Source organism: Candidatus Protofrankia datiscae (genome assembly GCF_000177615.2).
GTDB lineage: Bacteria > Actinomycetota > Actinomycetes > Frankiales > Frankiaceae > Protofrankia > Protofrankia coriariae.
In genome coordinates this window covers 1,877,413-1,889,212 of the sequence record NC_015656.1, presented here as the reverse complement: position 1 = coordinate 1,889,212, position 11,800 = coordinate 1,877,413, and the positions used below count along the sequence as shown (strand labels likewise).

General features: G+C 66.6%; 9 protein-coding genes and 1 pseudogene. 4 read left to right on the top strand and 6 right to left on the bottom strand.

What is annotated here, in order from left to right:
- Positions 1-73: 73 nt before the first annotated feature.
- Positions 74-832 (bottom strand): SOS response-associated peptidase, encoded by a 759-nt coding sequence (locus FSYMDG_RS07825; RefSeq protein ID WP_013873022.1) that lies wholly within the window; start codon positions 830-832, stop codon positions 74-76.
- A gap of 261 nt (positions 833-1,093) precedes the next feature.
- Positions 1,094-1,717 carry a M50 family metallopeptidase gene (locus FSYMDG_RS07820; RefSeq protein ID WP_013873021.1) on the bottom strand — a complete coding sequence of 208 codons (624 nt, stop codon included), beginning with the start codon at positions 1,715-1,717 and terminating at the stop codon, positions 1,094-1,096.
- A 343-nt stretch (positions 1,718-2,060) separates the two neighbouring features.
- On the opposite strand from FSYMDG_RS07820, the gene FSYMDG_RS07815 reads away from it, so the two are divergent.
- Together FSYMDG_RS07815 and FSYMDG_RS07810 are read left to right on the top strand one after the other, a co-directional pair.
- On the top strand, positions 2,061-2,807 hold the full coding sequence (locus FSYMDG_RS07815) for a lysophospholipid acyltransferase family protein (RefSeq protein WP_013873020.1): 747 nt from the start codon (positions 2,061-2,063) through the stop codon (positions 2,805-2,807).
- 651 nt (positions 2,808-3,458) lie between these two features.
- Positions 3,459-4,722, top strand: a pseudogene (locus FSYMDG_RS07810) (IS4 family transposase).
- A gap of 530 nt (positions 4,723-5,252) precedes the next feature.
- Here the strand turns inward: FSYMDG_RS07810 and FSYMDG_RS28130 are convergent.
- Together FSYMDG_RS28130 and FSYMDG_RS28125 are read right to left on the bottom strand one after the other, a co-directional pair.
- Complete coding sequence (locus FSYMDG_RS28130) at positions 5,253-5,939, bottom strand: IS630 family transposase (protein WP_237702726.1); 687 nt, start codon at positions 5,937-5,939, stop codon at positions 5,253-5,255.
- Complete coding sequence (locus tag FSYMDG_RS28125) at positions 5,924-6,394, bottom strand: helix-turn-helix domain-containing protein (RefSeq protein ID WP_043602714.1); 471 nt, start codon at positions 6,392-6,394, stop codon at positions 5,924-5,926. Before FSYMDG_RS28125 ends, FSYMDG_RS28130 begins: the two co-directional genes overlap by 16 nt.
- 113 nt (positions 6,395-6,507) lie before the next feature.
- On the opposite strand from FSYMDG_RS28125, the gene FSYMDG_RS07795 reads away from it, so the two are divergent.
- Entirely contained in the window at positions 6,508-7,266 is a 759-nt protein-coding gene (locus FSYMDG_RS07795) for a FadR/GntR family transcriptional regulator (RefSeq protein ID WP_013873019.1), read from the top strand.
- Between the two features lie 1,025 nt (positions 7,267-8,291).
- On the opposite strand, the gene FSYMDG_RS07790 is transcribed toward FSYMDG_RS07795, so the two are convergent.
- Positions 8,292-9,611: an NAD(P)/FAD-dependent oxidoreductase gene (locus FSYMDG_RS07790; protein ID WP_013873018.1), complete on the bottom strand. Its 1,320-nt coding sequence runs from the start codon at positions 9,609-9,611 to the stop codon at positions 8,292-8,294.
- Between the two features lie 230 nt (positions 9,612-9,841).
- On the opposite strand from FSYMDG_RS07790, the gene FSYMDG_RS07785 reads away from it, so the two are divergent.
- Positions 9,842-10,909 carry a methyltransferase domain-containing protein gene (locus tag FSYMDG_RS07785; RefSeq protein ID WP_083828452.1) on the top strand — a complete coding sequence of 356 codons (1,068 nt, stop codon included), beginning with the start codon at positions 9,842-9,844 and terminating at the stop codon, positions 10,907-10,909.
- A gap of 114 nt (positions 10,910-11,023) precedes the next feature.
- Here FSYMDG_RS07785 and FSYMDG_RS07780 read toward each other — a convergent pair whose 3' ends face one another.
- Positions 11,024-11,749, bottom strand: a complete 726-nt coding sequence (locus FSYMDG_RS07780) for a tyrosine-protein phosphatase (protein ID WP_013873016.1) — start codon at positions 11,747-11,749, stop codon at positions 11,024-11,026.
- Positions 11,750-11,800: the final 51 nt, after the last annotated feature.

The window sequence follows — 11,800 nt, the reverse complement described above, 5'->3', positions numbered from 1 at the left end:
CTTCGGCAGCTTCAGGACGCTCTCACGGACGCGCCTAGAGCGCGTCATCCGGCGGGTGGCCCGCGGACGGAAGTCAATCATGGTCGATCGGGACCGCACCGGAGTGGACGGCCCGCGAGTCCGCTCCGTCCACGTCGTCGGCCAGGGTGACCGGCTCCAGCAGATGCGGACCGTTGTTACGCACGTTGCCGACCTGGGTGTCGACCGGGTAGGCACGCAGCACTCCGGCTGGCGTGGGCCCGAGCATGCTGGTCAGCACCGCAGGATCGGCCAGGACAGGATCAAGCCAGTGCGACCAGGCCACCGGGGGAAGGACGACCGGCGACCGCGGATGCAGGGACTCCAGACCGGCCGGCGCCGTAGTGGTGATGATGGTGAAGGTCGCGAGCGTACCGCCCGTGGGCGGGCGCCACAGCTCGTACAGCCCCGCGAGCGCGGCAGGTTCGTTGTCGACCGGGCGTACCAGGTACGGCTGCGCGCGCCGGGCCCCTTCGGTCCGCTGCCACTCGTAGTAACCCGTGATCGGGACGAGACAGCGGCGGGCTCGCAGCGCGGCGCGGAACGCGGGTTTGGTCGCCACCGTCTCCGCCCTGGCGTTGATCATTTTGTTGCCGATGGCGGCATCCTTGGCCCACGAGGGCACCAGGCCCCAGCGCGCCAGCCGCAGCCGGGGGGTCGGTGTCGGCTGCTGGCCCGGCGGGATGACGATCACCGGGGCCGAAGCGGTCGGCGCGACGTTGAAGTTCGGCTGTACGCCGCCTGTTTCGTCACATGCGGAGAACGACTCTGCGAGCTGCTGTCCACCCAGGGCGTTGGCGTAGCGACCGCACATGTGTTCGCAGTGTGCCAGACAATCGTCCGTACCGCATGGTGTCCATCCGCAACCGCCCAATATCGGACGGCCGCCAACGGTAGCCGCTCACCGAGGCTGTGCCCACCGAAGCTGTGCCCGGCACAGCCGTATCCGCCGAAGCCATGCTCACCAGGGCCACGTCCGTCGGGAACATGGCTGGCCGGACGCGGAGCGCGGTATTCCTGCGCCGCACAGTCGCCACACGGGCTGCCGTCATACAGGCTGCCGTCATACAGGCTGCTACCACACGAGCCATTCGGTCGACATGGCAAGGCAGAACAGGGAGACCGAGGCGAAGAACACCACCCACAGTCCCGCGGGCATACCGGTCAGCCGGGCCAGTTGATCCGGATCCGACGTCGGCGCACGGCCCCGGCTGCGGGTCCGCTGCACCTCGATGATCGGCCGCAGTCCTCCGAAGAGGAGAAACCAGGTGATGGACATGGCGAACAGCTGCTGGGGACGGTCCGACGCCAGGACCGACACCGCCACGACAGTCCCGGTGCTGAGCACGATGGACAACACGCCGAAGGCGTTGCGGATGGCGACGAGCACCCCCAGGAGCAGGATGACGCTCAGCCGCAGCATCAGACTCACCTGATTGGCCGCAAGCAGGGCGGCGGCGCCGAGGCCGAGCAACGAGGGCGTGATATAGCCGGCCGCGACCGTGGCAACGACACCCGGCCCGGTCGGCCGCCCAGCCGACACGGTCACGCCGGACGTGTCGGAATGCAGCCGGATACCACCGAGCCGCCGGCCACTGCCGACCGCGGCCAGCGCATGCCCTCCCTCATGGGCAATGGTGATCACATGCCGGGCCAGCGGCCACAACCGGCTGTCGAACACCACGACAAAGGCGATCACAGCACCTACCAGCGCCGTCCAACGCGGCGGATCCCCCGAACTGAGCAGATGCGTCCACTCGTCAGGCGTCGTACGTCTCCCATCCGATCGTGTCCAACTGGTGCCGCTGACGGCCCCTGGGATACCGATGTGGCTCAGGTGGACCTGAGTATGCAATGCTGCGAAAAACGATCGTCGGGTGCCTGTCCGGCACGACCTGCCCGCCCTTCCGGCGGCATGGCGTTCCAACGGCCCACGACGACTCACGGTACGATCAGCCAGCCACTTTCCGTGGCCGATCGAAATCGATCATCCCAACATGGCACAGTTGGGACAACACAGATGGGTCGGAGGGCAGGAGCGGGTGGCGGAACTCGTCTACAAGCCAGTGATCCGCTTCGCGCTCGGGTTCTTCAAGGCTCTCGATCTCAAGATCGACGTCCGGGGCCAGGAACACGTACCGACTACGGGCGGATGCGTTGTCATCATCAACCACGTCTCCTACCTGGACTTCGCCCTCGTTGGCATCCCGTTCTGGCGCTCCCACCGCCGCCTGGTCCGCTTCATGGCCAAGCACGACGTCTTCTCCCACCCGATCGCCGGACCCCTCATGCGCGGGATGCGTCATATCCCCGTGGACCGGTCATCGGGCTCGGGCTCCTACCACCACGCGGTAGCGGCGCTGCGGGCCGGCGAGTTCGTGGGAGTCTTCCCCGAGTCGACGCTCAGCCGCAGCTTCTGCCTCCAGCCCTTCAAGACCGGGGCAGCGCGGATGGCCGTCGAAGCCAACGTCCCGGTGCTGCCGGTAGCCATCTGGGGCAGCCAGCGCATTCTGGCCAAGGGGCGGCCACGCAACTTCCGTGCCGCGCGCGGCACCCCGGTTTCGATCATCGTCGGCGAACCGATTCCGCCCACCGAGCTCACACCCGCGGCGGCTGGCACCAAACTGCTCTCGGATGCCGTGTTGAAGCTGCTGACCGATGCCCAGCGTGACTATCCACCGCCACCCCCGGGTGAATCGCCATGGTGGTTGCCGGCTCATCTCGGTGGCAGCGCGCCCGCATCCGAGACGGCCGCCCGGGAGCAGGCCGAGTCACGCGACAAGAAGTAACGTCCCGCATACGGCACCCGCGGGGATACGAAGAGATCCGGATCTTCTCGGAGCAGCCCGAAAACGCATCCGTTTCCGTGTCGGAAACGTCGCACCGCCAGCACATCCGAAGCAGCACGAACAATTTCACCCGGCAACGCCGGGGATCCACCGGCCCGACAGGCCGGCAGCCCAGCCGTGAGCCGAACGATCTCCTACCGCGAATCAACCAAGCAACGACCATGGGTTGAGTAACCCGTGGCCATCGATTGACCACAGCGGCGCTGAAGCCCACTGGATCAACTGGTAACTATCGACCAGCGCCCGTGGGAGGAACTGTCCGGGAGGCGACAGGCAGCGCCGTGCGCTTCACCCGGTCAACCACGTCCCATGTGTCAACAACGGTGATATGTCGCAATGACGACAACCGGTGGCAAGTGGCGGTCGCAGGTGGCGGCTGGCCCAGCGGCAGACGCCTACGTCCCGACCGGCTTATAGCCCAATGCCGCTCAATTAGGCTGGAGGGGCGTCCGTCCATCCCGACACGCCAACGCCCGATCCCGCATCGATCAACTTCTGAACACGGCATCCAGTCACGTTCCTCAACGTCGATCAGTAGGCGGCGGAGTGCTCATGCCGCGATTTCGGCCGGTCGGCAGATAGAATCCAGATGTGGTGCGCCTTCGCCAGGTAGTTGAATTGCCAGCCGTTGACAACGACCGGCTGACCGACCGCATCTCGATCGGTGTGCTCGCCAGAATCGTTCCCCGGGACCTCGTCGAAGAGGTACTGGTGGAAACGAAGCGGCAGGAACGGCGTACCAGGCTGCTGCCAGCCCGGGTCATGGTGTACTTCACCATGACGATGTGCCTGTTCTTCGACGATGACTACGAAGAAGTCATGCGTAAACTCGCCGGTGCGTTGAGATGGCTGGGGAACTGGCAGGGTGACTGGAAAGTCCCGACCACCGGGGCGATCTCGCAGGCACGGATCAGGCTCGGTGCCGCCCCCCTGAAGGTCCTGTTCGAACGTGTCGCTGTGCCGGTCGCGGGGCTGGGTACCAAGGGCACTTGGCTGCGTTCCCGGCGGCTGATGGCGATCGACGGGTTCTTCCTCGACGCCGCAGACACCCCCGAGAACGTGGCCAGGTTCGGGCGGTCCACCAACGGACACAAGGCCAGCGCTCTGCCCCAGGTCCACGTCGTCGCGCTCGCCGAATGCGGCACGCACGCGATCGTCTCCGCCGCGGTCGGTCCCCGTGCCAGCGACGAACGTGCTCTCGCCGCCACCCTGCTCGACGCCTGCGAACCCGGGATGCTCCTCACCGCCGACCGTTACTTCTACAGCTTCGACCTCTGGCAGCAGGCGCTCGACACCGGCGCGGACCTGCTCTGGCGAGTCAAATCCGATCTCACGCTACCGGTCATCCGGTCCCTTCCCGACAGCTCCTACCTCTCTATCATCGTCAACCCGAAAATCAGAGGGAAACAGCGGAACCAGATCATCGCCGACGCCCGCGCCGGCCGCGACTTTCCCGAGGACTCCGCGACACCCGTCCGCGTCATCGAATACACGGTGCCTGACCGCACAGGATCCGGAACCGGAGAACTGATCTGCCTCATCACCAATATCCTCAACCAGACCGACATACCAGCGGTGGAACTCGCCACGGCCTATCACGAGCGCTGGGAAAATCGAAAACATCTTCGATGAGATTAAGACACACCAGCGGGGCGAAGCCCGCGTCCTACGCTCGAAACTCCCGGACCTGGTGGAACAAGAGATCTGGGCGCTGCTCCTCAGCCACTACGCAATCCGATGTCTCATGTGCGAGGCCGCCGACGAAGCCGACGTCGACCCGGACAGGCTATCCTTCATGCGATCACTACGCGTCGTCCGCCGCCAGGTCACCGACCAGGCGGATTTTTCCCCCTGAGGACCACACGCACGCGCTCCGGGAAACCTTCACAGAGATCACCGAACGGCTTAACCCCGTGCGCCTCCACCGCACGTACCCACGCACCATCAGACGAGGCCGACACAACGCCTACCGAGTCAAAAGCCCAACAGACACCGGCACCAAGCATGATCAATCACCGAAGATCATGCTCGCTCGGGCCGCTTAACTAAGCGCCATTGGCTTATAGCAGCGGGACCAAAAGTAGTTGGAAGAAGGGTACTCAGACATTTCGACACCGCGACCGTCCAGCCCACGCCCGCGGCCCGAGGCCGCACCAGGACAAGGCAAAGGCTACTAGCGGACAACATCCAGACCCCAAATGTGTCAAGGCTCTCTAGGGAAACCGGACGACCCATTGGTAACCTCAAGCACCAACAACATTTGTACCTACCCCACCTGGTTCACCAGTTCCACGTTTACACAGACCTACCTGTTCGTCGTCGACGGAGGCGCCCACGATGGCTGTACAAGAGCTGGCGATGCCTGCTACTAGTAGACTGTCGCCGCTAATGTGTGGGGTATAGGTGGCGGAGTTTGGTGCGGGCGTCATCGGTGGTGAAGTGCCAGTTGACTTGGCGCTGGTTGGCGTTGACGGCTGTCTGCCAGGCGTCGAGTTCGGTGTTCAGGACGTCGAGGGTGTCGATGCGGCGGTCGAGGCATTGGCGGGTCAGGGCGGCGAGTTCGATTTCGGCGATGTTGAGCCAGGAGCCGTGTTTGGGGGTGTGGTGGATCTCGAGTCGTTGCGCGAGTGCGAACGCGACGGCCGGGTCGAAGGCCTCGTAGAGCGAGGAGATGTCGTGGGTGTTGAGGTTGTCCATGACCAGCACGACCCGTTCGGCGTCGGGGTAGTCGAGGGTGAGCAGGCGCCTGACGTGGTGTGCCCAGTCGATCCTGGTGCGCCGTGGGGTGGCCTGGACGCGGCGCCAGCCGGCGAGTGGCTCGACCCAGCAGAAGATCGAGCAGGTTCCGTGGCGCACGTACTCGGAGTCCTCGCGCCGGTCACGCCCTGGCGTGGCGGGGATCGGGTCGCGGGCGTGGGCCAACAGCTGGTAGGGCTTCTCGTCCATGCACACCACGGGCACGCCCGGGTTGTGGGGCCGGGCGTAGACCGCCAGAACGTCTTCCATCCGCGCGGCGAACTGCGCGTTCGCCCTCGGTGGGATGGTCCAGCACTTCCTCAGATGAGGACGCAACCTCGTTTTTTTAAGACCCGGCCGATGGTGGAATGGTCCAGGTCCGGGATGTCGGCGACCAGCGCGACGTGCTTTTCCAACAGCCGCAGCGACCAGCGTGCATAACCAGCCGGTGGCTGCGAGCATGCCAGCGCGATCAGTCTGGCCTCAACCTCGCCGGTCACCGGGGAAGGCACCGGGGGAAGCTCCCGTGCCTTCCGACCGATCGTGGCCCCCACATCCCCACCGGTCTCGGTGAACCGCTTCGCGACCAGCCGCAGCGTCTCACCCGAGACCCCGACCCGGACCACGAGTTCTTCTTGGGAGGCAACCGGGCCGACCGAGGTGTCCAACGCGAGCAGGACCCGCGCCCGCCGGATCATCGACGCCGGATGAACCCCCGTCGAGGTCACCCGAACCAACTCGTCACGATCAGCCTCGGTCAAGGTGACCGGCCACTTCTTCTGCGAACCCACGACACAGTCCTGACCGGCAGAGGGACGGGGAGACCTGCCAGACCCAACCCTCTCACCCAGACACAAGACACACCAGAACTAAGCAGCGACAGTCTAGTAGTAGGGCCGGCACGGTGGTCGCGATCGGGCAACAGGTCCGGGTCCCGAAGACCGCCGAGCTCGTCGCTGCACACCTTCGCCGCCGTATCGTGCGAGGAGAGCTCGTCGAGGGCGACGCCCTCCCGCCCGAGGCCACCCTCATGGAGCAGTTCGGTGTCTCCCGGCCGACGCTACGCGAGGCCTTCCGGGTCCTGGAATCCGAAGCCCTGATCACGGTCAGGCGCGGCGCGCATGGTGGCGCGCGCGTGCACACCCCGAACGGAGACATAGCGGCTCGCTACGCCGCGTTGGTCCTGGAATACCGCGGGACGACCCTTGCCGACATCCACCAGGCCCGCACTGTGATCGAACCACCGTGCGTGGCGCTACTGGCGGCAAACCGTACCCAGGAAGACCTCGACAAGCTCCGGCTGGCGGTGAGCGAGACAGCGGCCGCCGTCAGCAGCGACGACCCCGGCCAGTACCTGCAGGCCGATCTCGCCTTCCACGTCCTGCTGGTCGAGCTCGCCGGGAACACGACGCTGTCGGTGCTGTCAGGGATGCTGCGTCACATTCTCGATCTCGCAACCCTGTCCCACCCGAACCCGGAACGCAGCGCCGAACAGCGGCTCGCCAGCCGTCGGCGCCTCCTCGAGCACGAGCGGGTCGTGGACCTCATCGAGGCGCGTGATGCCAGGGCCGCGGAAGAGCTGTGGCGTACGCACCTGCTGGAGACGAGCCAGAACCTGACCAACGGCCCGGTCGCCACAACCGTACTCGATCTGCTCGGCTGACCGGCGAGGTTGTCGGCACACCACGACCGCTGGCCCGTCCGCGGCCCGGGCAACCGGGTATGCCGCGGCCCAGCCGGCCTGCCACGAGATACGGATCTCGAACGCGAGAAAAAATGATCGTGCCGTTTCCGGTCGATAGTCAAATACGGCATATCATTTAGCTATTTTTGGGGAATCGGTTATCGACAGATCGACGACAGCCGCCCCAGACAGGACGGCTGTCGCATGTCGTCACAGTTGAGGTGAGCCGTTCGCCCGTTCCAGTGCGGCTGCCCGCGTCTCGAAGGGGCCATCGGCGAGCAGGCCGACAAGCGACCAGCGGACGGCCCACCAGCGGTGCCCCTCATCACAGACGACCTGGGCGGCATTACCGGAACAACGGATCGGATCAGCCTGGACACGCCGACGACCGGTAGCGCTCCGATGCCTGAAAGATGAATAGTGCAGCGCCGTCATTCGACCATCCACCGACGGTGCGGCCCCACGCCACACCACTCAGGCAGAGTTGCATCCATCACCGGTGTTGTCAAAACACGTACCGTATCCACGGTATGCCACCGACGACTTCGGCCTGACGCACATTGCCGGCGGTATTCATATGGACACAAAGCGAATTGGACGCGCTACAGCCGGTAGATCGGCCGGGAACGACATTCCCACGTCGCGAAAGCCGCGAGAATCGGCCGTCCGGATGATCGGCCGACCCGAGGAGCAGGCTGGCGCACGAGGACGGAACCCGAGCAGGAGCAAACCCGATCGTCCATCCCGAGAAACCAGCTGGTACATAAAGGCGGACCTCCAACAGGAGCGAAGCCAGTTGACCAGCCTGCCCAAGGGAGCAGCCTGAGATAAATTGATCACAGAAAGTAAACATTCCGTGATCGGCCATCTGCTCCAGCAAACTGCTCCTGACGGCCATCAGCCAGCCGGGTGCGGGCGCGGATCAGAGGCCAGGCAGCGGCGGGCACGGGCACGGGCACGGGCACGGGCACGGGCACGGGCACGGGCACGGGCACGGGCACGGATCAGCGTAGCGGGTCGAAAGGCTCGAGTTCCGCAGGCAGACGGCCGGTGGCAAGTGCCTGCGCCACCAGTTGTCCGCTGACCGGCCCCAACGTGATACCCCACATACCATGCCCGCCGGCCACGAACAGCCGTGGGGACGTCGTCCGGCCGATCACCGGAAGACCGTCGGGCGTGCAGGGACGCGAGCCGACCCATTCCTGCCTCCGGGAGGCCAGCTCAACACCGGCCAGCAGGGGGCGGACCGCGTCGACGATCGCGGTGATCCGACGCTGGTCCAGCGGCGCCCGAGGCTCTCGGAACTCCATCATCCCGGCGATGCGCAACCGGTCGCCCAACGGTGTGCAGGCCACCCGCTGGGCCGGAAAGTACAGCGGGCCCGCGGGCACGGCATGGGCTGCCACGCTGAAGCTGTACCCCCGCCCCGCCTGCACCGGGAGGCGAACTCCGAACGGCTGGGCGAGTTCGCTCAGCCACGCGCCGCTGGCGACGACGACCGCGTCGAACAAGGCGCTCTCCCCCGTCGCGAGTTCCACGGCTATGTCGGCACCACGGTCACGGATCCCACGGACATCGACGCCCTCCCGCAGCTCACCTCCGCGTACCCGGACGCTGTCGGCGAGCGCCGCCACAAAACGCCCAGGGTCGCAGAAACGCTGGCCGTCGATGCGGACCGCGGCATTGATCTCGTCGGTCAACACCGGTTGCAGTGCCCGCACCTGCGCACCGCCGAGCAGCTCGAAGTCGACCTTCTGGCCCGCCGCGCGGATCTCAGCGAGCTCGGTGACCAACATCTCCCGCTCACGTGCGCTGCGGTAGCAGGCCAGGAACGGCTCGGCCGAGGACGTCGGCACCCGCACTCCCCCGGCGGCCAGCTGGTCGAAGGCCTCGAACGCCCTGCGGTTGACCGGCACGAGGTGCTCCATCGCCGCCCGCCACCGCCGCGCCGTGCTGTTGCGCGCGAACCCGGCGAGGAAGCGGAGCAGGCGCGGATCCGCGCGCGGCGGCACGTACACCGGAGATGCCGGGCTCATCACGGCGCGGACGCCGTAACGCAGCACCGCGGGTTCCGGCAGGGGTGTGGCCAGGCTCGGCGTGACCCACCCCGCGTTGCCCCAGGACGAGCCGGCCGCAACATGATCACGTTCGAGTACCGTGACCTGGACCCCGTGCTCCTGAAGGAACCACGCGGTGGACAGGCCGACCATGCCGGCACCCACGATGCCCACCCGCTCGGGCGCGCGGTACCGGGATCCGATGACAGCGCTGGCCGCCGGGACGGTCACCGAGCCGGAGGAACTACCGCCAGAACGGTTGATCACGCCACCTCACCACCCTCGCTGTCCTGACACCCTCGCTGTTCTGTGCCCTTACTGATCTGGTAGCTCCGCTGCTCTGGCGTCCTTACCGTTCGGACACCCACCGTCCTGACACCGCCGGGTCGACGATCGATCGTTCCAGCTCACCGGGCACGTACTGTCGTTACCATGCGGCCGATGATGACGGCGGGCCCGGCGTGATTCACACCGTTCTTGCCCATCTCACATGCCCGATGTGTCACCAGGGGCTGACCGCGGGGCCAGGGCAGGTGCGCTGTCCGGCGGGCCACGGCTACGACCTCGCCCGGTCGGGCTACCTGACGCTCACTGCCGGGCGGGCGAAGGCGCTCCACGGCGACAGCGCGGACATGGTGCAGGCGCGGGATGCCTTCCTCGGCGCCGGCCACTACACCGCGCTTGCTGATCGGCTCGCCGACAGGCTCACTGGCAAGATCATCAACGGACTCACCGGCACGCTTGCCGACGGGCTCACCGGCCAGCCCGCGAACAGACTCGCGGGCGCACCCTCCGCCAGCCACGGTCGTCAGGCGGCCAGCGGCGCGCCCCAGGACGGCGGCGTGTCCGTGGCCGTGGACACGGACACGGACACGGACACGGACACGGACACGGACACGGACACGGACAACGGTACGTCCGGCCGCGCACCGGTCGTCGTCGATGTCGGCGCCGGTACCGGCTACTACCTGGCGCATCTACTCCGATCCGCTCCGGACGCGGTCGGTATCGCGGTGGACGCGTCACGCTACGCACTGCGACGGGCGGCCCGGGCTCATCCGCGCATCGGCGCCATCGGCGCGGACGTACGCGACCCACTACCCATCCGGACCGCGACGGCGACACTTGTTCTCGACGTCTTCGCGCCACGAAATGTCGCGGAGATGCACCGCGTCCTGCGCCCGGACGGACGGCTGGCCATCGTGACACCCACCGTCCGCCATCTTGCCGAAATCGTGGGCCCGCTCGGCCTGGTCACCGTGGATGAAAGAAAATCCGAGCGGCTGCGCGCGAAACTGGCCGGATTCTTCGTCCGACAGGACAAGCTGACCTTCGACCTCGAGCTGTCCCTGTCACCGGACGACCTGTTGAACCTGGTGATGATGGGGCCCACCGCCCACCACCGGCGGACGCCGGAGGTCCGTGCGGCCATCGAGGCCAGCTGGCCGCACGGCGCCTGTCCGACCGCGTCCTTCACAATCGAGATCCACGCTCCCGTCCCCGGACAGACGGTCCACCACGTGGGCCCGCGACCGTTCGGCGATGACCGGCAAGAAAAACGGTAAGGACGAGAAAAGGGCATCGGAGGATGCCCGGCGGATTTTTGCGAGACCGGCAACGCCGGGTTTGGATAGGACGAAGCCGGGTCGGCCGGAGGACGGGGACGGGGACGGGGACGGTCAGGCCAGCAGACGGGACTCCCAGGCGGATACCGCGTCCGGATCCGCGCCGTTGTCGGCCAGCCAGCCCGCCACGCCACCGCCGTGGCCATCGATGGCACCCAGCACCTGTTCGACGGCCGAAGACGACGTCCTGGCAAGATCACGCGCGTTCCTGCCCCCGCCCGGCAGCAGCGGGCTGTCACCCATCCGTCGCAGCACCGCGGGCATGTTCGTGGCCGTGATCGCATAGTCCGCGAGCACCGCGTCCGCCCTGACGCCCGCGGCACGCAGTAGCACCGCCACGACAAGGCCGGTCCGGTCCTTCCCGGCCGCGCAGTGGACGAGCAGCGGAGCGGGTGTCCGGGCCGCGAGATGAAGGATGTTGACCACCAGTGAGCCAGCGGAAACGATGATCGACTGGTAGAGCGTGCGCAGACCGCCGGCGAGCGCCGTAGCGGTCTGGGAGGTCGGATCGTGGGGATCGACGTCGCCCAGCAGCGGAACCAGGTGGATGTCGGTCGCCTCCGAGGTCAGCGGGTGTGGACCGTCCTGCTCTACCGGTGAGCGCAGGTCGACGACCGTGCGAGGCGGCCAGGCCAGACCGTTCGACGGTGGCCGGTCACCGTGCAGGGGTGCCTCGCTGCGGTAGAGCACACCGGCCCGGGTCAGTCTGCCGTCGCTGGTGGGCAGCCCACCCAGGTCACGCAGGTTCACCAACTGATCGACAATCGTCTTACCGCTCATACGTCCGCTCCGTGTTGATCGTCCGATGTTGTTCTATCTGAGCACATCCAC